The sequence below is a fragment of the Roseivivax halotolerans genome, assembly GCF_900115815.1.
GTDB classification, from domain to species: domain Bacteria; phylum Pseudomonadota; class Alphaproteobacteria; order Rhodobacterales; family Rhodobacteraceae; genus Roseivivax; species Roseivivax halotolerans.
In genome coordinates this window covers 333,625-358,927 of sequence record NZ_FOXV01000001.1, presented here as the reverse complement: position 1 = coordinate 358,927, position 25,303 = coordinate 333,625, and the positions used below count along the sequence as shown (strand labels likewise).

Here is a 25,303-nt window from a genome sequence, read left to right as displayed (position 1 = left end):
AATTTGGTCGACATCGCCACACGCGTCTGGAACCACAAGTGGAAGATCGATCCGATTGTCCGCTCGCTGATCGACACGGACTTCTACAAGCTCTTGATGTGTCAGTCGGTCTTTCGCAACAATTCCGACACTCAGGTCACATTCAGCCTGATCAACCGCTCCGATCACGTGCCTCTGGCCCGGCTGATCGACGAGGGCGAATTGCGCGAGCAGCTCGACCATATCCGCTCCCTGTCCCTTCGGCGCGGGGAATCGACCTGGATGCGAGGCAACACCTTCTACGGCAAGCGGCAGATGTTCCGGCCCGATTTCATGGACTGGTTCGAAAAACTGCGCCTTCCGCCCTACCACCTAGAGCGGGTCGGCGATCAGTACGAGCTGACGTTCGAAGGCTCATGGCCCGAGGTGATGCTTTGGGAAATCCCGGCGCTCGCGGTTCTGATGGAGCTGCGCGGCCGCGCCGTCCTCAATGATCTGGGGCGCTTCGAGCTGCAGGTGCTCTATGCTCGCGCGATGACCCAGCTTTGGGAGAAGATCGAGCGGCTTCGTGCAATCGACGGTCTCCGGATCGCAGATTTCGGCACACGCCGGCGGCATTCCTTCCTCTGGCAGGATTGGTGCGTGCAGGCGATGTATGAAGGGCTCGGCGACAATTTCACCGGCACGTCCAACTGCCTGATCGCGAAGAACCGCGATCTTGAGGCGATCGGCACGAACGCGCATGAATTGCCGATGGTTTATGCCGCGCTCGCCGATGACGACGCGGCGCTGGCACAGGCCCCTTACGACGTTCTCGCCGATTGGCACGAGGAGCATGATGGCAACCTGCGGATCATCCTGCCCGATACCTACGGGACCGAAGGGTTCCTGAAACATGCGCCGGATTGGCTCGCCGGGTGGACCGGCATCCGCATCGATTCCGGCGATCCGGCGGCGGGCGCCGAGACAGCGATCGCATGGTGGAAGTCGCGCGGGGAGGATCCGAAGGACAAGCTCATCATCTTCTCGGACGGACTCGACGTTCAAAAGATCGAAGAACTCTATGCCCAGTTCGCGGGCCGGGTGCGCGTATCGTTTGGCTGGGGCACGCTTCTGACCAACGACTTCCGCGGGCTGACGCAGGACGATCGGCTGGCGCCGTTCAGCCTCGTCTGCAAGGCTGTTGCGGCGGATGGGCGCCCCACGGTGAAGCTGTCCGACAACCCCAACAAGGCGATGGGCCCCGAAGACCAGATCGCCCGATATAAGCGCGTCTTCGATGTCGGCGCTCAGGAGCGCTTCGAGGTTATCGTGTGACTTGGGGCGCGGGCGCGTCCTTCGTGCTTTTCACGTCCATATCGGACCGCTATAGCCGGGGCCGAGGAGTGCCCAGTCGATGAACAAGATCGTACCGAAGCCCGGGATCATGGATATCGCTCTCTACGAGGGCGGCAAGTCCAAGGTCGATGGCGTATCGAACGTGATTAAGCTCAGTTCGAACGAGAACCCGTTCGGTCCGCCGGAAGGCGCGAAAGAGTCGGTTCGGCGGGCGTTGCACGAAATGCACCGCTATCCTTCGGGCGATCACCTCGCATTGCGTACCGCCATCGGTGAGGTGCACGGGCTCGACCCGGCGCGGATCATCTGCGGGAACGGCTCGGACGAGATCATCCACTTCCTGTGCCAGGCCTACACAGCCAAGGGTGACGAGGTGATCCATACAGAGCACGGCTTCGCCATGTACAAGATCAGCGCGCGCGTTTCCGGCGCGACGCCGGTCGAGGTGCCTGAGAAAGAGCGCGTCACAGATGTCGACGCGATCCTCGCGGCGTGCACGAAGAAGACCAAGCTCGTCTTCCTCGCCAATCCGAACAATCCCACGGGAACCATGGTCGGTCTCGCCGAGATCGAGCGGCTGGCCGAGGGGCTTCCGCCACAGACCTTGCTGGTGCTGGACGGTGCGTATGCGGAATACGTGGAAGGCTACGATGGCGGCGCGAAGCTTGTGGAAACCCGCGAGAACGTCGTGATGACGCGCACCTTCTCGAAGATCTACGGGCTCGGCGGGATGCGGATCGGTTGGGGCTATGCGCCGAAGGCTGTTATCGACGTGATGAACCGCGTGCGCGGCCCCTTCAACCTCTCGAACGTGGCGCTCGCGGCCGCGGAGGCCGCCGTCCGCGACACCGATTACGTCGAGAAATCCCGTAACGAGAACCTGCGCCTTCGCACCTGGCTCGCCGAGGCGCTCATGGAGCATGGGGTGCCGTCCGACACCTCCACCGCGAATTTCGTACTCGCGCGGCTCTCCTCCCCCGAGGAGGCAGAAGCCTGCGACGCCTATCTGCAGAGACAGGGTCTGATCGTGCGGCGCGTGACCGGCTACGGCCTCCCGTCCGCCCTGAGGATCTCCGTGGGCGACGAGCCCGCCTGCCGCCGCGTGGCGCATTGCATCGGGTTGTTCAAAGCGGGGGAGAGATGAGCGGGGGCGGTGCGCCGATCTATAATCGCGTCGCGCTGATCGGCCTGGGGCTCATTGCGTCCTCGATGTACTGGGCGATGAAACGCGGTGGTGTCGCGGGTCACGTCACGGGCTACGCGCGCTCCGAGGAGACGCGGGAGACCGCGCGCCGGATCGGGCTTTGTGATACGGTTTGCGACAGTGCCGAAGACGCCGTCGCGGGCGCGGATCTTGTCGTGCTGGCGGTTCCAGTCGGCGCGATGGGCACAGTCGCGGAGGCCATCGCACCGCATCTCGCCCCGGGCGCGACAGTTACCGATGTCGGTTCGGTCAAGAAAGAGGTGATCGCCGCCGTCGGGCCGCACATCCCCGAGGGCGTGCATTTCGTTCCCGGGCATCCTCTGGCCGGAACCGAGCATTCCGGGCCGGAATCAGGCTTCTCCACGCTCTTCGACAATCGCTGGTGCCTGATCGTCCCGGTCGCAGGCAGCGATCCGGATGCGGTCGCACGGCTCACCGGGTTCTGGCAGGCGCTGGGCGCGCTGACCGACGAGATGGATGCCGAACATCACGACCTTGTCCTGGCCGTCACGAGCCATACACCGCACCTCATCGCCTACACGATGGTCGGCGTCGCGGACGATCTTCGGCGCGTCACGGACAGTGAAGTCATCAAGTATTCCGCCGCGGGCTTTCGGGATTTCACGCGCATCGCGGCTTCCGATCCCACGATGTGGCGGGATGTGTTCCTGACCAACAAGGAAGCGACGCTCGAGATCCTCGGACGCTTCACCGAGGAGCTTTTCGCGCTCCAGCGGGCGATCCGAAAAGGTGACGGGGAGCACCTTCACGCATATTTCACTCGCACTCGCGCCATCCGGCGCGGCATCATCGAAGCAGGACAGGACACGGACGCTCCGGATTTCGGGCGCGTGAAAATGGACAGATGATACGACGCTTTTGCCTTGTTGCCGCGCTGACGTTCAGCGCAACCGCCCACGCCGCTGCACCGGACAGCTCCCTCAGACCGATCGCGCGCGGCGTATCGTCGGAGACGGTCTTGCAGGCCGTGACCCCGATCCCGCGTCCCGAAAGTTTCGAGGAGCTCCTGGCCTCGCGCCTTCTTCAGCGCTTCTCACGGTTCGAGCCTATTCCGCGCAACGAGCCCCTCGATCATTTTCCAGGCTACGAGGACACCGATATCCGTGCTTTCGCGGCGGCGACACCGCTGGCCGTGAGGCAGACGCTGCGACCGGAGCGACGCTCGCAATCTCTAGTGCAGAAAGCCATGGCCCGGCAGCGCGAACGCGATCGAGGCGCCCTTTGCGGCGATCCCGACATTCAGGGCGAATACGTGGGCTATGTGCCGGGACGGATCAATGGCTGCGGGGTCGAGGATGCCGTGGAAGTACGCGCAGTGTCCGGCGTGGCGCTAAGCCAACGGGCGGTGCTGCATTGCTCGACGGCGCGGGCGCTGAAGTCCTGGGTGAACCGGGCGGCTAAGCCCGCGGTCGGCTCTGTCGGTGGCGGTATCTCCGAACTCCGCGTGGCGGCGCATTATAATTGCCGCACCCGGAACCATCAGCCGGGCGCGCCGATCTCGGAGCATGGCAAGGGCCGGGCCATCGATATCTCCGCGATCACCCTTCGCGACGGATCGCAACTGTCCGTTCTGGGCGGGTATCGCACCGCGAACCAGGGACCGATCCTGAAGCGCATGTACAAGGGTGCCTGCGGTATATTCGGCACGACGCTCGGTCCCGATTCGGACCGGTATCACCAGGATCATTTCCACTTCGACACGGCTCGCCATCGCAGCGGATCCTATTGCGGTCCCTGATCTGAGATTGAGGCCTCCCGAAGTTCATCCGGAGCAATCCACGGGAGACGTCCGCGCTCAGGAAAAGCCTGGCGTGCCCCGATCCTGCGGGTGCCGCGCGAGGTGCTTTTCCTTGATCGCCTCGGAGGTGTCGCGGGAGCCGTCATGGCTCCATCCCGGCGGCGCAACCGCGTAGGCGAGACGTTCGCGCAAGGTCAGACCCGGCTGCGTCACATCGCGAAAGATCGCGATCCATTCATGGAACGCGACCCGGATCGGATTGAACGTTCCAAGATTGTGCACCAGCCCGTAATCGACCTTCTCGTCCTCGCGCTCGGGCACGAAGGTGCCGAACATCTTGTCCCAGATGATGAAGACGCCCGCGTAATTGGCGTCGAGATAGCGTGGGTTGCGGCCATGATGGACGCGGTGATGCGAGGGCGTGTTCATCACCGCCTCGAACCAGCGAGGCATCCGGCCGATCGCCTCGGTATGAATCCAGAACTGGTAGATCAGGTTCAGACCGCCACAAAACAGCACCATCGCCGGGTGAAAACCCAGAAGGATCAGCGGCGCGCGCACGATCATCATGAAGGTGAAGGTGCCCGTCCAGGTCTGCCTGAGCGCCGTCGTCAGATTGTAGTGCTGCGAGGAGTGGTGATTGACATGGCTCGCCCAGACCCAGCGGATGCGATGCCCGAAGCGATGCACCCAGTAATATCGCAGATCGTCGAGAACGAAGCAGAGCGCGACGACCCAGATAGACGTGCCGAGGTCCAGCGGCGTGATCGCCCAGAGCGCCATGAAGAAGCCCCAGGCGATGAAGCCGAGCGCTATTCCGGAGGCGACATTGCCAGCTCCCATGACAAGCGAGGTCACCGCATCGCGGGTCTCGTATCGCCCGCCACGCCGCATCATCGCGATCCAGAGAAGCTCGATAAGAATCAGCGCGATGAAGAGGGGCACCGCCATCTGCACAACGTCGGGATAGGAAAGATCGGATGTCATCGCGGGACTTTCATGGAGGTCAGCCAGGCCCGGCGCTCATCTGGCGCAAGGCGAATGCGGATATTCGGGGCAGTGAGATCGGCGAGACGGATGCTGAGACCGGTTTTCGTGTCTTGCGCGTCGGCATCTGCCAGAAAGCGCACCGAGCTGTCCGCGCCCATGGCCCAGACGAGAGCAGGGCCCTTATTCGTCTCTATCAAGGCGGAATGGCGGTCAGCTGACAGTGTGATTGTTCCGGTCGCGACATCGGGCCATTCGCGCAGGAAGGCCATGCGGGCCGCCTCGGCATCGTCGAAGCGGTGCAATTTCGAGAAGCCGAAGAGATGCGTCAGGATCGCGACGCCCGCGATCCCGCCGACGACGAGTGCGATGAGCACCGAAAGCGGCATGCGATCTCCCCCTGCATGCCAAGATGCGGGAGGAGATCGCGGGCTGTCAAAGCGGTCGTTGCGTCACTTGAACCGGTAGCGGTGTGCGCGTTCGGCGCCGCCGGATTGGGGCAGGATACGGACCCAGTCGCCGGCGACTTCCCATTTCTGGCAGCCCGAGCCGACATCGCCCGGGGCTTCGCGGCAGAGCGTGTCTCCAGACCAGCGCCATTCGCCGGAGGCTTCGCGGCCCTTGGTGATCGCGACATAGGTGCCGTCCGTACGGACGCGCAGCTTGTTGCCGCGCCGGTCCTCGAGCTCCTTGCCCGCGACCGCGCGCATGAATTCGCTTTCCGAGGTGATCGGAAGCCAGTTGGGATCAGCAAGGGCGGTTTGTGCCATGCCGAACGTAAGAACGGCCGCAATGGCCGCGGAACGGATCTTGAATGTCATGCCTGTCTCCAGTGACTGCTCTTGGTTTTGGCTGAAGCCTTTTTGTTATAGCCACGGAGAATGACGCTTGGATGACGCAACGTCAATATAGAGCGCTTTGAGCTGGTTTTCAGTCGGCGATCATCGCCTCGATCAGGGTCTTGGCATCGTCTGAGGCCCAGTCGGCATCGCCGGTCAGGCGCGCCACTTCCTGGCCCTCGGGGTTGAGGATAACGGTGATCGGCAAGCCGAGAACCGCCATTTCCCGCGCGAGGGTCGACCGCGGGTCACGGTTCAGCGGCAAGTTGTCGACGCCGATCTCTTCGAAGAAAGTCTCCATCGCCGGCGGCGGATTGCGGCCGGTGGCGATGGTGACGACCTCGAAGTCGTCTCCGCCAAGCTCGGATTGCAGTTCGGACAACGCGGGCATCTCCTCGCGGCAGGGCGCACACCAGGTGGCCCAGAAATTCACGAGCGTCCATTTGCCTTCGTAATCCGCAAGGCTGAGCGTCTCACCTTCGAAGGTTTCGAACGCTGAGGTGCCCGCGGGCTTCGGATCGGAGTGAATGTTGAGCTTCTTCATGTCGCCGTCCCGCATCTCGGACAGGTCGGAGACATCCGCTCCCGCCGGAATTGCAAGCGTCAGAGCCGCAGTATAGACGAGCACGCCAAGAGCTTTCTTCATATTCCCTCCGCCAGGAGTATTCTTCATGTCCGACACGACCTCGAACCAGATGTGGGGCGGGCGCTTCGCCGCGGGCCCGGACGCGATCATGGAGGCGATCAATGCCTCGATCGGGTTCGACAAGCGGCTCGCGGCGCAGGACATCGCCGGATCGAGGGCCCATGCCGCCATGCTGGCTGCCACAGGCATCGTGAAAGCTAGCGATGCAGAGGCGATGAGGGAAGGCTTGCTCACCGTGTTGTCAGAGATCGAGGCGGGGGAGTTCGAATTCTCCGCCGCGCTCGAGGACATCCACATGAACGTGGAGGCGCGACTGAAGACGCTGATCGGCGATGCGGCAGGGCGTCTGCATACCGGGCGGTCTCGGAACGACCAGGTGGCGACGGATTTCAGGCTCTGGGTGCGCGATCAGCTCGATGCGGGGGAAGAGCAACTCCTCGCGCTCTTGCGCGCGCTCCTTGTCCAGGCGGAGGCCGGCGCGGATTGGGTCATGCCGGGCTTCACCCATCTGCAAACCGCGCAGCCGGTGACATGGGGCCATCACATGATGGCCTATGTCGAGATGTTCGGCCGCGACCTGTCGCGTTTACGGGACGCACGCGCCCGGATGAACGAATCGCCCCTCGGCGCGGCGGCGCTCGCGGGCACAGGTTTTCCGATAGACCGGGAGATGACCGCCGAGGCCTTGGGCTTCGACCGTCCGATGGCCAATTCGCTCGACGCCGTGTCGGACCGCGATTTTGCGCTCGAGTTTCTGTCGGTCGCCTCGATCAGCGCGATGCACCTGTCGCGCTTCGCCGAAGAACTGGTGATCTGGTCGTCCGCACAATTCCGTTTCGTGACCCTGTCGGACCGGTTCTCGACCGGCTCGTCGATCATGCCGCAGAAGAAGAATCCCGACGCGGCCGAACTCATCCGCGCCAAGATCGGACGGATCTTCGGGGCCAATGTGGCGCTGATGACAGTGATGAAGGGACTGCCCTTGGCGTATTCCAAGGACATGCAGGAGGACAAGGAACAGGTCTTCGATGCCGCGGACAACTGGCTTTTGTCGCTCGCCGCGATGACCGGCATGGTCGGCGACATGAGTGCCAACCGCGCGTCATTGGAGGCGGCCGCTTCGAGTGGTTTCTCGACCGCGACGGACCTTGCCGACTGGCTCGTGCGCGAGGCGGGCCTGCCCTTCCGCGACGCGCATCACGTGACTGGAACGCTGGTCGCGCTCGCCGAGAAGAAGGGCTGCGATCTGCCGGACTTGAGCCTTTCCGACATGCAAGGCGTTCACGAAAGCATCACCGAGGGTGTCTTCGACGTCCTGGGCGTGCATAATTCCGTGGCAAGCCGCACGAGCTACGGCGGCACGGCGCCTGCACAGGTTCGCGCGCAGATCGCCCGTTGGAAGGAGAGACTTGGATGAGAGCTTTTCTGATATTTGCCTTTTTCGGCCTCGCCGCCTGCGGTGCGGACGGAGAGCCCGAGCGCCCGGATCCGAACCAGCGCGAGCCGGGCATTACCGTCACCGGCAGCGCGGAATTCGGCGTGGTGTCGCGATGAGAGCGCTCTGGGCCCTGCCGTTCCTGGCGCTCGCCGCCTGCGCGTCCGAGCCGGAGAACCCGTTCGAGCGCGAGCTTGGCCCGCCGCCGCAGGAAACTGTCACGAACCGGAACGTTTTTGTCGAGGTCGGCACGAACGGCGTCGATGTCGGCGGTTCCATCAGCCGAACGCGCGGTAATCTTACCTACGGGATCGGTTTTTGATGCGCGGCCTGCGTCCATTGTGGCTCGCGCTGGCGATTTGGGGCGCGGTGCACCCGATGTACTGGTTCGTGACCTATCTCAGTCAGAATGACTGGTCCTTCGGCGCGTTGATCGACGCGTGGTATGTCAACGCCTCCACCACCGGCTTGACCTGGGATCTCACGATCGCGGCCGTCACGCTGACCCTGTGGGTGCTGGCGGAGGTCGCGATGCGGCGCAACTGGACAGGCCTTCTGGCGATCCCGGCGACCTTCTGCATCGGTGTGAGCTGTGGCCTTCCGCTTTACCTCTACCTTCGCGCCAAGCCCGTCGGCTGAAGCGAGGGCGCTGCCCTCGCGCTCCCGCGGATATTTTTGCCAACCCAAAGAATGAAAGCCGGCTCTCGCGCCTTGCGCGTCAGTGCTGTACGGGCGGCTCGACTATCAGCGGAAGGTGCGCGCTTTGGATCATTTTCTTTACCGTGACGGCATTCTGCACGCCGAGGACGTGCCGCTGAGCGAGATCGCCGCTTCGGTGGGCACCCCGGCCTATGTCTACTCGACCGCAACGCTCGAACGGCATTTCCGGCTCTTCGACGAGGCGCTCGAGGGTATGCCGCACCTTGTCTGCTACGCGATGAAGGCGGCGTCGAACCAGGCGATCCTGAAGACTTTGGCGGCGCTCGGTGCGGGGATGGACGTCGTCTCCGGCGGAGAATACGCGCGGGCCAAGGCTGCGGGCGTGCCGGGCGACAAGATCGTCTTTGCCGGCGTGGGCAAGACCGAGGCCGAGATCGCGCAGGCGCTCGCGGGCGGGCTTCGTCAATTTAACGTCGAAAGCGAGTCCGAGCTTCAAGCCATCTCGCGGGTGGCCTCGGAGATGGGCGTCACCGCCCCTGTCACGATCCGGGTGAACCCGGATGTGGATGCGAAGACCCATGCAAAGATCGCGACGGGCAAATCCGAGAACAAGTTCGGCGTGCCGATCGCGCGGGCGCGGGGCGTCTATGCCGAGGCCGCCGCGCTGCCTGGCATCGAGGTTATCGGCATCGACGTGCATATCGGATCACAGCTGACCGATCTGGCGCCGTTCGAGGCGGCGTATCTCAAGGTTGCCGAACTGACCGAGACGTTGCGCGCGGACGGGCACAAGATCGAACGGCTGGATCTCGGGGGCGGGCTTGGCATTCCCTATGAGCGCTCGAACACCGCGCCGCCGCTGCCGACGGAATACGGCGCGCTCATCAAGCGGACGGTCGGGCATCTCGGTTGCGAGATCGAGATCGAGCCCGGACGGCTCATCGCGGGCAATGCGGGCATTCTTCTCAGCCGGGTGGTCTATGTAAAGGAAGGGGAGGGGCGGCGCTTTCTCATTCTCGATGCGGCGATGAACGATCTCATCCGCCCGGCCATGTATGACGCCTGGCACGACATCGTGCCGGTCATCGAGCCTGAACCTGGTCAGGAACGGGCAAGCTATGACGTGGTGGGGCCGGTCTGCGAATCGGGTGACACCTTCGCCAGAGCGCGGGAGATGCCACAGCTGCGGGAGGGCGATCTCGTCGCGTTCCGGTCCGCGGGAGCTTACGGCGCGGTCATGGCCAGCGAGTACAATTCGCGACCACTTGTCCCGGAAGTTCTGGTGAAGGACGATCACCATGCCGTCATTCGGGCCCGGCCAAGCTTTGACGAAATGATTTCGCGCGATAGCATCCCAGAGTGGCTATAGGACAAAACTGACCTACGGCCCTTCGACATCGCGGGAGCCGCAATGGCCGATCAAACCATCGATCCGAACGACATCATTGGTCGCGTGAAGCGTCCTCTGGCGCTGACGCGCGCCGGGCTGGTCGCGGAGCGCGCGGTAAGGGCGTTCTGGCCGCTTTGGTCCGTGGTCTTTGCCGTCGTCGCGATGCTGATGCTGGGCCTTCAGGATTTCGTGTCGGCGACGGTCGTGCTGATCGTGGCGGTGCTTGCGCTCGGTCTTGCGGGCTGGACTCTCTGGCGCGGGGTCAGCCGGTTCACCTGGCCCTCCCGCGAGGATGCGCTCATTCGGCTCGACGCGACCATGCCGGGCCATCCGATCACGACCTCGCTCGACCGGCAGGCCATTGGCGCGGGCGATGGGGCAAGTGCCGCCGTCTGGAATGCCCACCAGGCCCGCATGCGCGCGCGGCTTGCCGAGGCGAAAGCGGTTGAGCCCGACCTGCGGGTCTCGGACGCCGACCCTTATGCATTGCGCTATGCGGCGCTTCTGGCGCTGGCGGTGGCGCTCCTCTTCGGATCGGTGATGCGGGTCTCGTCGGTCGCCGGGATCGGACCGGGCGGGGCGTCCGATCTTGCCACCGGGCCGAGTTGGGAGGGCTGGGTCGAACCGCCTGCCTATACGCGGCTGCCGACGATCTATCTCAACGATATCACCGATCCCGAACTATCGGTCCCGGAGGGCTCCTCCGTAACGCTGCGGCTGTACGGCGAGGTGGGCGCTCTCTCCGTCTCCGAGACCGTTTCGGGCAACCCGCTGGCTCAGGAAGATGGCGTTGATGAGACGGCGCGCGATTTCTCGGTCGAAACGGACGGTCGAATTGCGATCGATGGGCCGAACGGCCGGGCCTGGGACATCGCAGTGACCGAGGATGCCGCGCCGGAAGTGGACCAGGTGGGTCGCTTTGACGTGAAGTATGACGGGGAGGCATCGCTCTCCTACGAGGCATCGGACGATTACGAGGTGACGGGCGGAACCGCGACAGTGACGCTGGCACTCGATGAAGTCGACCGTCGTTACGGGCGCGAGATCGAACCCGAGCAGCGCGACGCCATCGAAGTGCCGCTTCCCCTGCCGGTTGCGGGCGACCGGTCCGATTTCGAAGAGACGTTGATCGATAATTTCTCGCAGCATCCCTGGGCCAATCTTCCGGTCAATATCAGTTTCGAAGTGACCGACGCGGCAGGCCAGGTCGGGGCATCCGAAGCGAATGTGCAGACACTGCCGGGGCGCCGCTTCTTCGAGCCAATGGCCGCGGCCCTTATCGAAGAGCGGCAGGCTCTTCTTTGGAACCGGGAGAACGCGGATGACATCGCGCTGATCATGCGCGCGATCAGCCATGAGCCTGACGGACTTTTCCGGCAAAGCTCCCACTATCTGCGCTTCCGCACGATCCTGCGCCGGCTCGAGGCCAGCGCCGAGGACGGCATGAGCGATGAGGAAGTGGCAGAGACCGCCGCGGCGATGTGGGATCTCGCCATCGTCCTCGAGGAAGGCGATCTCGACGATGCCCGCGAGCGGCTTCAGCGCGCGCAGGAGCGTCTGACCGAAGCCATGCGTAACGGCGCGTCCGAGGATGAGATCGCGGAACTCATGCAGGAGCTGCGCCGCGCAACCGACGATTACATGCGCCAGCTCGCACAGGAGCAGCGCCGCACCGCCGAAGAAAATGGTGAGAGCCCGTCGCAGGACATGCAGAACGGGATGCAGATGACGCAAAACGATCTGCAGGAGATGATGGACCGCATCCAGGAGCTGATGGAGGAAGGCCGCATGGCCGAGGCCATGCAGGCGATGGAAGAGCTGCAGCGTCTCATGGAGAACATGCGCGTCACCGAAGGCCAGGGCCAAGGCCAGCAGAGCCCCGGTCAGCAGGCGATGGAAGGTCTCGGCGAGACACTGCGCGAACAGCAGGAGCTGTCGGATCAGGCCTTCGAGGATCTGCAGGAGCAGTTCAATCCAGGCCAGAACCGGCAAGGACAGCAGGGCCAGCAGGGTCAGGACGGCCAGCAGCAAGGTCAGGGCCAACAGCCCGGTCAGCAGAACCAGGGCCGCGGCGAAGGCCAGCAACAGGGTCAGGGGCAAGGCCAAGGTCAGGGTGAGCAACAAGGCCAGCAAGGCCAGGGCGGCGGCCAGAGCCTCGAGGAAAGTCTTGCCGACCGGCAACGATCGCTTCGGGGCGAGCTCAATCGCCAGCGGCAGAACATGCCGGGCGACGGGTCAGAGGCGGGTCGCCGCGCGGGTGAAGCCCTCGATCGTGCGGAAGGCGCGATGGAAGGCGCAGAGGATGCGCTGCGCGAGGACGATCTTGCCGGTGCCATCGATCGCCAATCCGAAGCCATGGAAGCTCTGCGCGAGGGTATGCGGAACCTCGGCGAAGCGATGGCCGAACAGCAAGGTCAACAGCCTGGAGAGCAGGGCCAGCAGGGCATGGCCGACGGCACTGATCCGGGGCAGCAGCGCGATCCGCTCGGGCGCTCCGCCGGATCGAACGGGCAGATCGGCTCGGACGAGCAGATGCTTCAGGGCGAGGATGTCTATCGCCGGGCGCGGGAGCTTCTCGACGAGATCCGCCGGCGTTCGGGTGAGGGCGAGCGGCCAGAGGAAGAGCTGGAATATCTCGAGCGGCTTCTGGAGCGGTTCTGACGCTTACTCGGGATCGACCTTGCCGCGCAGGGCTTTCTTCTCTCCGTGAACCTTCTTTGCCTTGAGGCGACGTTTCTTTGCGCCGAGCGTCGGTCGCGTCGGAATGCGCTTCTTCGGTTTCTCGAATGCCTTTCCGATCAGCTCCGCGAGTCGGTCGCGAGCGATCTCGCGGTTGCGCGATTGGCTGCGCGTCTCGTCGACCTGAAGGATGAGTGCGCCCTCTTTCGTCCAGCGCCGGCCCGCGAGCCGTTTCAGGCGGGCCTTGACCGGACCGGGCAGGTTCGGCGACCGCTCGGCCTCGAAGCGAAGTTCGACCGCGCTCGAGACCTTGTTGACGTTTTGCCCGCCGGGGCCCGAGGCACGAATGAATTGCTCGGTGATCTCCCAATCCTCGATGGTCGCGCGATTTCCGATCTTGAGCATGTCGGCCTCCTACCCGCGGACAATATAAAAGGGCCGCCCCTAAGGGCGACCCCCGAGAATGTGGAGGTGGGGCCGGTTAGGCTCTTCCACCAATTCGGACGATCATCCGCCTGTAGGGGCTGCCCTAGGGGCGGGTCCTCCGAATTGTCCCGACACCTCTCTCCAATGCTTCTCTCGACACTGGATCACCTCCTTTCTCTGAGTTGCTCAATGAGGTCAGCCTGACACAGCTTTTCTCGGGTGCAAAACAAAATCTTGTGGTCAGGTGGCGGGCTGTGCCCCAACTGCGCGGGAAACGATCATACGGAACGGAACGAGCGCAACGAGCGCCAGGCTCAGCTTCACCATCCAGTCGGCAACAGCGAGCGATACCCAGAGCGGAACGACCGGACCGACGCCCAGAAGTGGCAGCGCCTCACCGGCCCAGCTTACGTCGTTGGAGGGCTCGAGGAAGGTCAGCGCACCAGAGAATGCGACCGTGAAGAAGATCGCCGTATCGACCGAGGAGCCGACCAGCGTCGAGGCAAGCGGAGCACGCCACCAGCGGCCCTCGCGCAACCGGTCGAATATCGACACGTCGAGCAGTTGCGCGGTCAGGAAGGCGAGGCCCGATGCGATGGCGATGCGGAGCGTCACCAGCGGTCCGAATTCCCCCTGGATCTGCGTGCCGATGAAGGAGCACAGAACGCCGACGGCGAAGCCTGCCAGTACGACCTTGCGCGCGGGTCCGGGCCCATAGAGGCGGTTCATCAGGTCGGTGACGAGGAAGGCGATGGGATAGGTGAAAGCGCCCCAAGTCAGCCATTGGCCGAGCAGGAACTGCACCAGGATGTTGGAGGCGACGACAACAGCCGCCATGGCAAGAATGCCGGGAATATGCGCGCGGGTCATGGAATTCTCCCGTTTTGACAAGGTCGCGGGGACTTGGCTCCGGACCATTCCGGAACAGTCGCGCGCAGTAGACCAGCCGCGCGGGCCGCGCAAGTCATTCCTCGACGCGGATCTCCACGAATTCGGTGCGCTGCAGAATGTTGAAGTTGTCGTCCGAGATCATCGTGAGGCGTATCGTTCCGGCCTCATCACGCCAGGCGGCGATGCCTTCGAGGTTGTCGAAGCTGCCGTAATCCGACGTGAAGATCGTGCGTTCGGCGGCAATGGCATCGCCGTCGATTTCAAACCGGCGCACGCGGCTCTGGAACGCGAAACCGCTGAAGCTGCGCTCGAGAATGTACAGCGCCCCATCCGGCCCGAAATCGGCACCGACCGGAAGGAAGCCGCCGCTCCGCGAGATCTCGAAGGGCTGCGACCAGCGCCCGTCCTTGAGCCGCCAGACCGGGAAGGGTTGGGTGAGCCCGCCCGAGCGCTCCGGCATGGTATAAAGCGCGCCCGTCTCGTCGATTGCGAGTGCTTCGAGCCCCGAATTTGTCTGAAGACTGCCGAAAGCCGGAGGCAGCGGCAGCTCGGTTGCGCCCTTGTCGCCATAAGCCCAGATCCGCGGCGTGCCCTCGAAGCTGATGACCCTGGTTCCTGTCGGGCTGATGGCGAGTCCTTCGGCATCTTGTTCGGACTGACCAAGCTCGCCGCCCGAGGGCGTCGTGAGGCGCTCGATCTCGCCGGAGGTGATACCGGAAATCTTGCCGTCCGTGCGCTCGATCCGGCCCGCGACGATGGAGCCGCGGTCGCTGATCGCAACGAAGCTTCGGCCGTCATCGGACAGCTCCAGGCCGGAGAAGCCGCCGAAGGTCTCTCCGGTGCTTTGCCAGGTGAAGCGCGACAGGAACACATCCGAGATCGGCTCCGCCGCGCAGGCCGGAAGCGTGAGGAGGGCGAGCGCGCTTAGCGCGCCGAGAGAACGGAGACGCATTGAGCCGGAAGATCCGCCATTGTGATTTCGCGTTTCGGCTTCGGGGCGGGCGCGTTCGGATCCGGCGGCGGCGGGTTCAGGATGTTGTTGACCCAGGCCTCCGCATCGGCGCAGCCGTCACCCGGCGGCGGTGGAGCCTGGTCAACGCATCCTGTCGCGCCGCGCGGGCAGGCGAGACGCACGTGGAAGTGGTAATGATGCCCGTACCACGGGCGGATCTTGCTCAGCCAGGACCGATCGCCGGTCTCCTCATTGCACATCCGAACCTTCGCGCCGGGGAAAATGAAGATGCGTGCCACGCGCGGATCCGATGCAGCGGCCTTCAGAATCTCATGATGCGCGCGCGTCCAGTTGTCGTTCGTGTAGGCGCCGTTCGCGCGGCGCAGCGAGATCGAGGAGATGTTCTCGCGCTCGGTGGTCGACAGGTTGAGCCGGTCCGCGGGCCGAAGCCAGAAATCCGCGTCGAGCCCGATCTGATGGCTCGCATGGCCTGTCAGCATAGGTCCGCCGCGCGGCTGGCTGATATCGCCCACGTAAAGACCGTTCCATCCCGGCTGCTGCGCGGCCTTGCGCGAGAGATCCTGGATGTAGTCGATCATGATCGGCTGGCCCCAGTTGCGGTTGCGCGAAAGGCGCATCGCCTGCCAGGTTGGACCGGTCTCGGGCAACGCCACGTTCCCTGCGGCGCAGCCCTTCGAATAGGAGCCGTAGGGCGCGGCCGATTGGGGCGAGCTTGCCTGTTCGGCCCCGAAGAGCTGCTTGGCGCTGCGCGTGGACATCACGGCGGGTATGGTCGCGGGTGCCGACGCCTCTGGCGCGTTGGTGCCGTTGTAGTTGGACGACCCGCCGCCGCAGCCGGTCAGAAGCGCGGCTGCGAGCGTGAGTGTAAGAATGGGCCTGATCATGCTGCTCGATCTCCGTCGGGGTTAACGAAGCGTAGCAGAAAGAGACCCAGCAGAAAAAGGAGAATGACCGGAATAAAGCCCAGCTGGTTGCTTTGCGTCAGGATCGTGAAGAGGGTGATCAGGGCGGGAGCAAGGAACGCGGTCGCGCGGCCGGCCAATGCGAAGAGCCCGAAGGCCTCGGCCGCATGATCGGGCCGGCAATGGCGCACCATCATCGTGCGGGACGCGGCATAGAGCGAGCCGCCCGCACCACCGATGATGGCGCCGCAGATGTAGAAGATGATGTCGGGCAGGCGCGACCCCTCCGGGAAGGGAATCCCGAAGAGACCTTCGCGCGACATCCCGACGATGACGCATCCGACGATGATCAGGCACCAGATATTCGCGCGGATCACCGGTTTCGGACCGAAGCGTTCATCGGCCAGCCCTCCGACCCAGGACAGGATCGCCGCGGCAATGGCGGCGATGATGCCGAAGACGCCGATCTGGATGATCTCCCAACCCAGGACGAGATTGGCGTAGACCCCGCCATAGGAATACAGCGCCGTCATCGCATCCCGGTAGAACATCGAGGAGAGAAGAAACGAGCGGTAACTCGGTCGTTTCACGACGCCCGCCAGCGTCGCCTTGAGCTGACCGAACACGGTCCCGAGGCTAGGCCGAACCGCGCGTTCGGCTGGCAGATCCTGCGTCCAGATGAAGAAGGGGATGGCGAAGATCGCGAACCAGAGCGCGATGAATGGCCCCACGAAGCGAGTGCCCTCGCGCGCCTCTGCATCGAGGCCGAATGGTGGCGACAGACCGATCAGCGTCGTGCCGCCCTCGTTCTCGGCGAAGAACAGGAGCATCACGAACAGCGACAGCACACCGCCCCAATATCCAAAGGCGATCGCACCGCCCGAAAGCCGGCCCACCGCGTCACCTTGGTTGAGCGAAGGCAGGATCGCGTTGTTGAGGTTGAAGGCGGACTCCGAAGCGACGAAACCCAGCCAGAAGAGGATGAGCGCGAGATAGAGCCCTGTCCCGTCCGGCTGCAGGAACCACAAACCTGCCGCGCATAGAACCGCAGTCGAGATGAAGGTCACGAACCAGGGCATCTTGCGGCCCGAAGCATCCGCGTAAGCCCCGAGGATCGGCGCAGAGAAGGCAATCGCGAGACCTGCGATGGTCTGCGCGCTCGACCAGAGGCTCTGCGCGGTGGCGGAGGCCGCGCGCTCCGTCGATCCGCCCGCCATGAAATAATCGGCGGCGACAGAGGCGAAATAGGGACCGAAGATGAAGGTCAGGCCGAGCGTCGCATAGGGCTGCTGCGCCCAGTCGAACATCATCCATGCCCAGATGCGTTTGCGTATCGTCGTCATGCTGCGCCGAACTCTCATGCCCCGCGCGGATGAACGCAGAGTGACCGGCGCGAGGCAAGCCTCAACTGGCCGGGCTCAATGTTTCTCGGGCGGCCAGGGGCGCTCTGCTTCCGCATCGATCCAGGCGGCGATCCAGCCCGGCATCTCGGGTGCCGGATCGGTATGGCCGACGGCGGCCGCGACCCGGTCTGGCGGCACGATGCCGCTCTTGTCGGTGACCGCCGTGCGAAAAAGCGCGTGGCTCGTGCACTCGCCATCACCGCGCCACATGGATTGCTCGATATAGATGAAGCGCTTGTCCCAGGTCACGATACGCGAGCGCATCTCGATCTTCGCGAAGGCCCGGACGCGGCGGCGATAGCGCACCGAGGAGCCCGCGACGGTCAGCCCCCAGCCGTTCTTCTTCATCGCGCCGATAAGCCCGCCGCGAATGGCGAGCGGGATGCGGCCAAGATCGTAAATGGTCAGGGTGCGGCCGTTGTTGAGCTCCCACCACATGTCGAGATCCCAGGGCCAGCAGATGTGATAAGACACGTGATCCTGACCGATCTCGAGCGCGGACGCGTTGCGGAAGATCAGGCCCTCTTTGAAGAGGCGGACGAAGGGATACATGGGCGGGCTCCTTTCGGCTGCCTGTCGCGCCGGAACCCCGGAAGGTCAAGGGCAACGCCGCGACACTTGCTCTCCGGCAGGCTTACGCTTACCTCAGGGCGGATCGACAGACAGAAGGGCCCGACCGACATGCAATCGCTTTTCCAGATCCTGATGCTGCTCCTGGACGTTGTCTGGTTCTTCATCATCGCGCACGTCATCATGAGCTGGCTGATCAATTTCCAGGTGCTGAACCTGCGTCAGCCGATCGTCGCGCAGATCTGGGACGGTCTGAACCGCCTGCTCGAGCCGCTCTATCGCCCGATCCGTCAGATCCTGCCGAACATGGGCGGGCTCGACCTCGCGCCTCTGGTCGTGCTGATCGGCATTTACGCCCTCCGCATCATCCTCGCCAACAATGCGGGCCTGTTCTACGGGTATTGATCCCGGCCTCGGACGCCCAAGACGCTGCGGATGTCTGCTAGGGGCTTGTTCACCGAGTCCTGGTATGAGACCTTTGCTCAAAGAGCAGATATAGACAATCAGGCAGGTCTCACCCATGCCCCGCGATCTGGCCAGCGCCGAGGCGCTGTTGCGTGACGTTTTCGGATTCGAGAGCTTTCGCCCCGGCCAGGGCGAGATCGTGGATGCGGTCACACAAGGTCGTGACGTGCTTGCCATCATGCCGACGGGCGGGGGCAAATCGCTCTGCTTTCAGCTGCCGGCGCTCGTTCGGCCCGGCCTCACTGTCGTCATCTCGCCGCTCATCGCGCTGATGCGCGACCAGGTGCGCGCGTTGCGCGAGGCCGGGGTCGCGGCGGGCGCGCTGACATCCGGCAATACGCAGGACGAGACCGACGCAGTGTTCGATGCCCTGCATTCCGGCGATCTGAAACTGCTCTATCTCGCGCCGGAACGCCTTGCCTCGGGTGGAACGGCCCGCCTTCTCGCGGAAGCAGGCGTCAGCCTGATCGCAGTCGACGAGGCGCATTGCGTCAGCCAGTGGGGCCACGATTTCCGGCCCGATTACCTGCGGATCGGTGCCTTGCGGCGCGATCTCGACGTGCCGGTCGCTGCCTTCACCGCCACCGCGGACGAAGAGACCCGCGAGGAGATCGTCGCGCGGCTGTTCGGCGGCGGCACGCCGGATGTGTTCCTGCGCGGCTTCGACCGACCGAACATCCACCTCGCATTTTCGCCCAAGGACAATCCCCGCAAACAGATCCTCGGCTTTGCCGATGCGCGGCGCGGGCAACCCGGCATCGTTTATTGCGGCACGCGCGCCAAGACCGAGACGCTGGCACAGGCGCTGAGCCAGGACGGCCATGTCGCGCTCGCCTATCACGGCGGTATGGATCCTGAACGCCGCCGGGACGTCGAGGCGCGTTTCGCTGTCGAGGACGGGCTGATCGTCGTGGCGACCGTGGCCTTCGGCATGGGCGTCGACAAGCCGGATATACGCTGGGTGGCCCATGCGGATCTGCCGAAGTCCATCGAGGCCTATTATCAGGAAATCGGCCGCTCAGGGCGCGATGGCGGACCGGCCGAGACGCTCACGCTTTACGGCCCCGACGATATCCGTCTGCGTCGCAGCCAGATCGACGAGGGCCTCGCGCCGCCCGAACGCCGCATCGCGGATCACGGCCGGCTCAATGCGCTTCTCGGGCTTGCCGAGGCGCAGGGCTGCCGGCGGCGCGTGCTTCTGGGCTATTTCGGCGAAAGCCCGGCAGCCGATTGCGGGCATTGCGACCTGTGCGACGCCCCGCCTGAGACGTTCGACGGCACCGAGGCGGTGCGGAAGGCGCTCTCGGCGGCGCTGCGGACCGGCGAGAATTTCGGCGCGGGCCATCTCATCGATATCCTGCGCGGGCAGGCCACCGAGAAGGTGAAGGCGCGGGGACATGACGGTCTGCCGACCTTTGGTGTTGGTCAGGATCTCAGCCAGTCCCAATGGCAGGCGGTGTTCCGGCAGATGATGGGCTTCGACCTCATGCGACCCGATCCGGAACGGCATGGCGCGCTCGTCATGACCGATCGCGCACTGCCGATCTTGAAAGGCGAGGAAAGCGTGAGGCTGCGCCGCGATGTCATGGCGCCGCGCGCGAACCGAGCGACGCCCAAAGCGCTTGTCAGCGACGAGGACGCGCCGCTGCTGTCTGCGCTCAAGGCCAAACGCCGCGCCTTGGCGGAGGCCGCATCCGTCCCGGCCTATATCATTTTCAACGACCGTACCTTGATCGAGATGGCCGAGCGCCGCCCGCAAAGCCTCGACGAGATGGCAGGTATCTCAGGGATCGGGGCCAAGAAGCTGGACCGCTACGGCGATGCCTTTCTCGAGGTGATCGCCGGGGAAGCGGCAGGGCTGCATCCCGCGCGGCGCAGGCTCGCGGGACGGGGCGCAGGCAGTCTCTACGACAGGCTTCTCGCCACGCAGGCGGACCTCACGCGGGGCCCGGACGGCACGGAAAAGCCGCTCTCCTGTTCGGCCTCGCAGCTTGCGAAGATCGCCGAGGCGCGGCCTTCGGGCGAAAGTGCGTTGTCCCGCTTTCTCGACGCGCGCCGGATGGAGCGGTTTGGCCCGGCCTTCCTGTCGGTGCTGAGCGCGACAGAGTGACGATTGCGCGCTGCGCCGCTTGCCCTAAATCGGACGTAACCCGAGACAGGAAGGAGCCCGTCCCATGCTGATCGTGATCTCTCCGGCCAAGCGCCTCGATTGGAGCGCGCGCGACGTCGAGACGACCGAGCCTTATTTCGAGGAGGACGCCCAGCGCCTCGCCAAGACGATGCGAAACCTGACGCTCAAGGATCTCAAGGGGCTGATGGATCTCTCTGACGATCTGGCAAAGCTCAATCGCGACCGATATCGCGACTTCTCGGATGCACCCGCTGGCGATCAGCTGCGCCCTGCCGCGCTCGCGTTCGCAGGCGACACGTATCAGGGCCTCGAAGCGTCATCGCTCGATCCCAAGGAGCTTGACTGGGCGCAGGATCACTTGCGGATATTGTCGGGCCTTTACGGCGCATTGCGTCCCAAGGACGCGATCCAGGCGTATCGGCTGGAGATGGGCTCGAAGCTCAAGACGCGGCGCGGTGGCTCGCTTTACGAATATTGGGGCGACCGGATCGCCAAGGCGCTGCATACGCAAGCCGAAGAGATCGGCACGCAAACCCTCGTGAATTGCGCCAGTCAGGAATATTTCGGCGCGGTCCCGGAAAAGGCGCTCGGCCTCGACGTGGTGACGCCGCAATTCATGGAGGACAAGAACGGCACACCCAAGATCGTGAGTTTCTATGCGAAGAAAGCGCGCGGGGCGATGGCGCGCTTCATCGTGCAAAACAGGCTGACTGATCCGGCAGCATTGAAGGACTTCGATACCGGCGGCTATGCCTACCGCGAAGATCTCTCCGAACCTGGAAAGCCGGTCTTCGTGCGGGATGCCGAAGCCGCGTCCAAGGCAGCCTGATCGGCCCCATCCCGCAGGACGCCGGGGAGCGCCCGCTCGATCGCGTTCCGGATTGCCGCCTTGCGGACAGGCTTGACGATGTAATCGTCGAGCCCTTCGGCAAGAATCGCCTCGCGGTCGCCATCCATGGCATGTGCGGTGACGGCGATGACTGGCAGTCGTGGCGCGCCGGTGTCCGCCTCGCTTTGCCGCAGCCTGCGGGTCGCTTCCTTTCCATCCATTCCGGGCATGGAGATGTCCATGAAAACGAGATCGGGCCGTCGTGCTGCGATCTCGTCGAGAGCGTCCTGACCATTGGACGCAACCCGCAGCCGGATGGGCAGATCGGCCACCATCTTCGAAAAGACAAGCTGGTTCGTCGCGTTGTCCTCGGCCAGTAGGACGTCGATGCGCGTTTCGGTCTCGTGTCCTGCAACGTGAAAGACGCATGGCGACTCGGAGACGGAAGCCATTTCGATCCGCGCGAGCGCGGCGAATAGTGCGGCGCGCGGCGTTGGGCGCTGGACCACGGCATCGAAGCACCCGTCGCCGATGGCCTTGCGCTCCCGGTCCGGTAGGGCGGCGGAGAGGATCAGTGGGCGTGTCTCCCCTGCGGTGCGCCAGCGCCGGGCAAGTTCCGCCGCGGTCGCGCCGGGTATGTCGTCGGCAATGATGGCGACGTCCCAGGGGGCCTGCCGCATCGTGTCAAACTCCGCTTCCATCGCGGAGGTCAGCGCGGCGATGCCCGCCTGGCCAAGCTGCCGCGACAGGATCGCGCGGCTGCCCGCATGAGCGTCGAGAACCAGCGCGCGCCGGATGTGACGGAGATCCGGCAAGCCGCTGCCCTCGTCGTCGGTGGCGTTTGGCAGGACCAGCCGGATGCCGAAACACGACCCACGACCGGGCTCGGACTTGAGCCAGATCTCGCCCCCCATCAGCTCGATCAGGCGCTTCGTGATGGCAAGGCCGAGTCCAGTTCCCTCGAAACTTCTATCACGGCCGTCCTCGACCTGATTGAACACGCCGAAGACATGCGCCTGCTGCGACTTCGGGATGCCGATCCCGGTATCCTCCACGGTGATATGCAGCGTCGTCCGTCCTCGCTCCTCTCCGAGACCCACGATGCGAACGAGGACATGGCCTTCATGGGTGAACTTGATCGCGTTGCCGATCAGGTTCGTGAGCACCTGCCTCACGCGCGCGGCGTCGCCCCGAAAACGGCTCGGAAGGAAGATGTCATAGTCGACCAGAAGCGCGAGACCTTTTTTGCGCGCCGAGGTTTGAACCAGCGTCACAAGGTCATGGATCAGACGTTCGAGATCGAATGGTTCAACGGCGATCTCGATCCGGTCGGCCTCGATCTTGGAGAAGTCGAGTACGTCGTTGATGATCTCGAGAAGCGCCTCGCCGGAATTGCGTATCGTCTCTGCATAGAGGCGTTGCTCGTCATCGAGCGTGGTCGAGACCAAAAGCTCCGACATGCTCACCACGCCGTTCATTGGTGTACGGATCTCGTGACTCATATTGGCGAGGAAAGCAGACTTGGCGCGGTTCGCCGCCTCCGCCCGTTCCATCGCCTTCTCGAGATCGGCCTGGGTCTGCTTGAGATGACTGATATCGACCCTGAGACCGACGCGCGCGCCATCGCTGGTGCGTCGCTCGAAGATACGCAGCCAGCGCCCGTCGTCGAGCGGTTGCTCAAGTACGATCTCGGGCCGCCGATGTGAGGCGAGACGTTCTGCCAGCCACTCTTCCTCGCGGCCCACGGCGTCAAGGTACTGACCGTGCTTGAGCCCGTAGCGAAGGATATCCTCGAACGTCGCACCCGGCACGATCGCAGGCGCGGATTTGGAGTACAGCTGGCGGTACTTCTCGTTGCACATGACCAGCCGGTCATCAGCATCGAAAAGCACGAACCCGTCCGGTAGCTCCTGCACCGCCGACCACATCCGCATGAGTTCGGTCATGTCGACCGCAAGACTGACCGTACCGCCATCCGCGGTGGGGCGGTTCTCGACCTTCACGAAGCGACCGTCCCAAAGACGCAGGATCGGAGGTTTCGAGCGTGTATTCGTCCAGCCGGCCGCGATCCGGTCTATCCAGTCGGCCGGATTTTCCGCGCCGATATCGACAAGCCCCTCTTCGGCGGCGAGGCGGAGCAATTCGCTGAAATGGGTGCCGGTCCAGACTTCTTCGATGCCGTCATACATCGACAGGTAGGCCCGGTTCGCCAGTTCAAGCCGCCCCTCAGCGTCAAAGAGTGCAAATCCGTCACGGATCGCCTCGAGCGCCTGCCAGAGCTGGCTTTCGACCACCTCGATCTTCTGGACGGCATTGCCGAGCTCGGAGATGACGCGCGCATTCTCTGTCTGCATGCTGGCGACGCGGGCGCGTGTTTCGCTTACCTCCTGCGCCAGCTCGCGCGTATGCAGTCCGAGCCGGCGATTGGCGGAAGTCAGCTCCGCGTGCTTCTGGGCAAGCAACTTCTCGGCCGCGAGGCGCGCGCGCCGCTCCTCCGCCAGAACCTTGCTCAGCGTCATGCACGCCCCCGGGGAAAACCATTGTTTCCGTCTTGGGGCAAAGCGTTGAAAGTTTGCTTAACGCCCGCGCATCACACGCGGGCGCCAGATTTCAGAGACGCTCGATGGCCAATGCGATGCCCTGGCCGCCGCCGATGCACATCGTGATAAGCGCGCGTTTGCCGCCGATGCGCTCAAGCTCATAGAGGGCTTTCACCGTGATGATCGCGCCGGTTGCGCCGACCGGATGGCCGAGCGCGATTGCGCCGCCATTGGGATTCACCTTGGCAGGATCGAGACCGAGTTCCTTGTTCACCGCAAGAGCCTGCGCCGCGAAAGCCTCGTTGGACTCGATCACGTCGAAGTCGTCGGGTCCGAGCCCGGTCTTTTCAAAGAGTGAGCGCACGGCGGGCACGGGGCCGATGCCCATCACTTCCGGGCGTACACCGGCATGAGCATAGCCCAGAACGCGGGCGCGTGGTGTTGCGCCCTTCTTCTCGGCAGCCTCGGCAGTCGACAGCACCAGCGCCGCGGCACCGTCATTGATGCCAGAGGCATTGCCGGCTGTGACGGTCCCGTCCTTTTTGAATACAGGCTTGAGGCCGGCGAGCTTTTCAAGGCTCGTCTGCTTGGGATGCTCGTCGGTTTCGAAGGCGACCATGTCGCGCTTCACGCGCACCTCCACCGGAGTGATCTGTTCGGCGAACCGGCCTTCGGCGATGGCACGGGCGGTGCGTTCCTGGCTTTCCATCGCGAAGGCGTCCTGCGCCTCGCGGCTGATGTCATGCTCGCCCGAGACGTTCTCGGCGGTCAAGCCCATGTGGCCGGTTCCGAACGGGCAGTTCAGAGCGCCGAGCATCATGTCCAGCGTGCGGATATCGCCCATCTTCGCGCCCCAGCGCTGGTCAGGAACGATATACGGAGAGCGCGACATGCATTCCGCGCCGCCCAGCAGCGCGATGTCGCAATCACCCATCGCCAGTGCCTGCACGCCCGAGACGATGGCTTGTGCGCCCGAACCGCAAAGCCGGTTCACGTTCATCGCCGGGACCGAGTCGGGCACGCCGGCCTGCATGGCGGCGACGCGGCTCAGATACATGTCCCTCGGCTCGGTGTTGATGACATGGCCGAAGACGACCGTGCCGATATCGCCGCCTTCAAGCCCGGCGCGTTCGATGGCGGCCTTGGAGGCGGCGGTCGCGATGTCGATAGGGGGTGTGCCGGCGAGGCTGCCGCCGAAGGTGCCGATCGCGGTGCGAGCACCGGACAGTATGACGATATCGTCGCGCATGAGGATCT

Annotated in this window: 25 protein-coding genes; 13 read left to right on the top strand and 12 right to left on the bottom strand. The window is 64.2% G+C overall.

The genetic code is table 11. The features are described from left to right. The first annotated feature begins 3 nt into the window (after positions 1-3). The 4 genes from pncB to BM171_RS01760 all read left to right on the top strand — a co-directional run bounded on the left by pncB (position 4) and on the right by BM171_RS01760 (position 4,280). Positions 4-1,296, top strand: coding sequence for a nicotinate phosphoribosyltransferase (gene pncB, locus BM171_RS01775; RefSeq protein WP_093009066.1), 1,293 nt, complete (start codon positions 4-6; stop codon positions 1,294-1,296). Between the two features lie 79 nt (positions 1,297-1,375). Beyond that, entirely contained in the window at positions 1,376-2,461 is a 1,086-nt protein-coding gene (gene hisC / locus BM171_RS01770) for a histidinol-phosphate transaminase (RefSeq protein ID WP_093009065.1), read from the top strand. Then, positions 2,458-3,390, top strand: a complete 933-nt coding sequence (locus tag BM171_RS01765) for a prephenate/arogenate dehydrogenase family protein (protein WP_093009064.1) — start codon at positions 2,458-2,460, stop codon at positions 3,388-3,390. The genes hisC and BM171_RS01765 overlap by 4 nt, the downstream gene beginning before the upstream one ends. Next, entirely contained in the window at positions 3,387-4,280 is an 894-nt protein-coding gene (locus tag BM171_RS01760; RefSeq protein WP_093009063.1) for an extensin-like domain-containing protein, read from the top strand. Before BM171_RS01765 ends, BM171_RS01760 begins: the two co-directional genes overlap by 4 nt. A gap of 57 nt (positions 4,281-4,337) precedes the next feature. Here the strand turns inward: BM171_RS01760 and BM171_RS01755 are convergent, their stop codons facing one another. The 4 genes from BM171_RS01755 to BM171_RS01740 form a co-directional block, all read right to left on the bottom strand. After that, positions 4,338-5,267 carry a sterol desaturase family protein gene (locus BM171_RS01755; protein ID WP_093009062.1) on the bottom strand — a complete coding sequence of 310 codons (930 nt, stop codon included), beginning with the start codon at positions 5,265-5,267 and terminating at the stop codon, positions 4,338-4,340. Further along, on the bottom strand, positions 5,264-5,656 hold the full coding sequence (locus tag BM171_RS01750) for a hypothetical protein (protein ID WP_093009061.1): 393 nt from the start codon (positions 5,654-5,656) through the stop codon (positions 5,264-5,266). Before BM171_RS01750 ends, BM171_RS01755 begins: the two co-directional genes overlap by 4 nt. A 63-nt stretch (positions 5,657-5,719) precedes the next feature. Next, positions 5,720-6,088: a hypothetical protein gene (locus BM171_RS01745; protein WP_093009060.1), complete on the bottom strand. Its 369-nt coding sequence runs from the start codon at positions 6,086-6,088 to the stop codon at positions 5,720-5,722. Between the two features lie 109 nt (positions 6,089-6,197). Continuing rightward, a complete protein-coding gene (locus BM171_RS01740) occupies positions 6,198-6,752 on the bottom strand; it encodes a TlpA family protein disulfide reductase (RefSeq protein ID WP_093009059.1) in 555 nt (184 codons plus the stop codon). A gap of 25 nt (positions 6,753-6,777) precedes the next feature. Here BM171_RS01740 and argH point away from each other — a divergent pair, with 25 nt between their 5' ends. From argH to BM171_RS01715, 6 genes are all read left to right on the top strand, one after another. Further along, positions 6,778-8,169: an argininosuccinate lyase gene (gene argH, locus BM171_RS01735; protein ID WP_093009058.1), complete on the top strand. Its 1,392-nt coding sequence runs from the start codon at positions 6,778-6,780 to the stop codon at positions 8,167-8,169. Then, positions 8,166-8,306, top strand: coding sequence for an argininosuccinate lyase (locus tag BM171_RS18665; protein WP_139218656.1), 141 nt, complete (start codon positions 8,166-8,168; stop codon positions 8,304-8,306). The genes argH and BM171_RS18665 overlap by 4 nt, the downstream gene beginning before the upstream one ends. Further along, positions 8,303-8,509, top strand: coding sequence for a hypothetical protein (locus BM171_RS01730; RefSeq protein ID WP_093009057.1), 207 nt, complete (start codon positions 8,303-8,305; stop codon positions 8,507-8,509). The genes BM171_RS18665 and BM171_RS01730 overlap by 4 nt, the downstream gene beginning before the upstream one ends. Next, positions 8,509-8,826: a DUF2834 domain-containing protein gene (locus tag BM171_RS01725; RefSeq protein WP_093009056.1), complete on the top strand. Its 318-nt coding sequence runs from the start codon at positions 8,509-8,511 to the stop codon at positions 8,824-8,826. The genes BM171_RS01730 and BM171_RS01725 overlap by 1 nt, the downstream gene beginning before the upstream one ends. 124 nt (positions 8,827-8,950) lie before the next feature. Beyond that, positions 8,951-10,216, top strand: a complete 1,266-nt coding sequence (lysA, locus tag BM171_RS01720) for a diaminopimelate decarboxylase (RefSeq protein WP_093009276.1) — start codon at positions 8,951-8,953, stop codon at positions 10,214-10,216. Between the two features lie 42 nt (positions 10,217-10,258). Next, on the top strand, positions 10,259-12,898 hold the full coding sequence (locus BM171_RS01715; protein WP_093009055.1) for a TIGR02302 family protein: 2,640 nt from the start codon (positions 10,259-10,261) through the stop codon (positions 12,896-12,898). 3 nt (positions 12,899-12,901) lie between these two features. On the opposite strand, the gene arfB is transcribed toward BM171_RS01715, so the two are convergent. The 6 genes from arfB to BM171_RS01685 form a co-directional block, all read right to left on the bottom strand. After that, a complete protein-coding gene (gene arfB, locus BM171_RS01710; protein WP_093009054.1) occupies positions 12,902-13,321 on the bottom strand; it encodes an alternative ribosome rescue aminoacyl-tRNA hydrolase ArfB in 420 nt (139 codons plus the stop codon). 261 nt (positions 13,322-13,582) lie between these two features. Next, positions 13,583-14,212, bottom strand: coding sequence for a queuosine precursor transporter (locus BM171_RS01705; protein ID WP_093009053.1), 630 nt, complete (start codon positions 14,210-14,212; stop codon positions 13,583-13,585). 94 nt (positions 14,213-14,306) lie between these two features. Beyond that, on the bottom strand, positions 14,307-15,185 hold the full coding sequence (locus BM171_RS01700; protein WP_093009052.1) for an esterase-like activity of phytase family protein: 879 nt from the start codon (positions 15,183-15,185) through the stop codon (positions 14,307-14,309). After that, on the bottom strand, positions 15,158-16,090 hold the full coding sequence (mepA, locus tag BM171_RS01695; protein WP_093009051.1) for a penicillin-insensitive murein endopeptidase: 933 nt from the start codon (positions 16,088-16,090) through the stop codon (positions 15,158-15,160). Before mepA ends, BM171_RS01700 begins: the two co-directional genes overlap by 28 nt. Further along, positions 16,087-17,451, bottom strand: a complete 1,365-nt coding sequence (locus BM171_RS01690; protein WP_093009050.1) for an MFS transporter — start codon at positions 17,449-17,451, stop codon at positions 16,087-16,089. The genes mepA and BM171_RS01690 overlap by 4 nt, the downstream gene beginning before the upstream one ends. Positions 17,452-17,526: 75 nt before the next feature. Continuing rightward, complete coding sequence (locus BM171_RS01685; RefSeq protein WP_093009049.1) at positions 17,527-18,063, bottom strand: acyl-CoA thioesterase; 537 nt, start codon at positions 18,061-18,063, stop codon at positions 17,527-17,529. Between the two features lie 129 nt (positions 18,064-18,192). On the opposite strand from BM171_RS01685, the gene BM171_RS01680 reads away from it, so the two are divergent. From BM171_RS01680 to yaaA, 3 genes are all read left to right on the top strand, one after another. After that, positions 18,193-18,486 (top strand): YggT family protein, encoded by a 294-nt coding sequence (locus BM171_RS01680; RefSeq protein WP_093009048.1) that lies wholly within the window; start codon positions 18,193-18,195, stop codon positions 18,484-18,486. Positions 18,487-18,601: 115 nt separating this feature from the next. Then, positions 18,602-20,656, top strand: coding sequence for a DNA helicase RecQ (gene recQ / locus BM171_RS01675; protein WP_093009047.1), 2,055 nt, complete (start codon positions 18,602-18,604; stop codon positions 20,654-20,656). A 64-nt stretch (positions 20,657-20,720) separates the two neighbouring features. Then, positions 20,721-21,506 carry a peroxide stress protein YaaA gene (gene yaaA, locus BM171_RS01670; RefSeq protein ID WP_093009046.1) on the top strand — a complete coding sequence of 262 codons (786 nt, stop codon included), beginning with the start codon at positions 20,721-20,723 and terminating at the stop codon, positions 21,504-21,506. Here the strand turns inward: yaaA and BM171_RS01665 are convergent. Then, positions 21,431-24,025: a PAS-domain containing protein gene (locus BM171_RS01665; protein ID WP_093009045.1), complete on the bottom strand. Its 2,595-nt coding sequence runs from the start codon at positions 24,023-24,025 to the stop codon at positions 21,431-21,433. The two genes, yaaA and BM171_RS01665, sit on opposite strands and share 76 nt — an antisense overlap. A 91-nt stretch (positions 24,026-24,116) precedes the next feature. Further along, positions 24,117-25,295, bottom strand: a complete 1,179-nt coding sequence (locus tag BM171_RS01660; protein WP_093009044.1) for an acetyl-CoA C-acyltransferase family protein — start codon at positions 25,293-25,295, stop codon at positions 24,117-24,119. Positions 25,296-25,303: the final 8 nt, after the last annotated feature.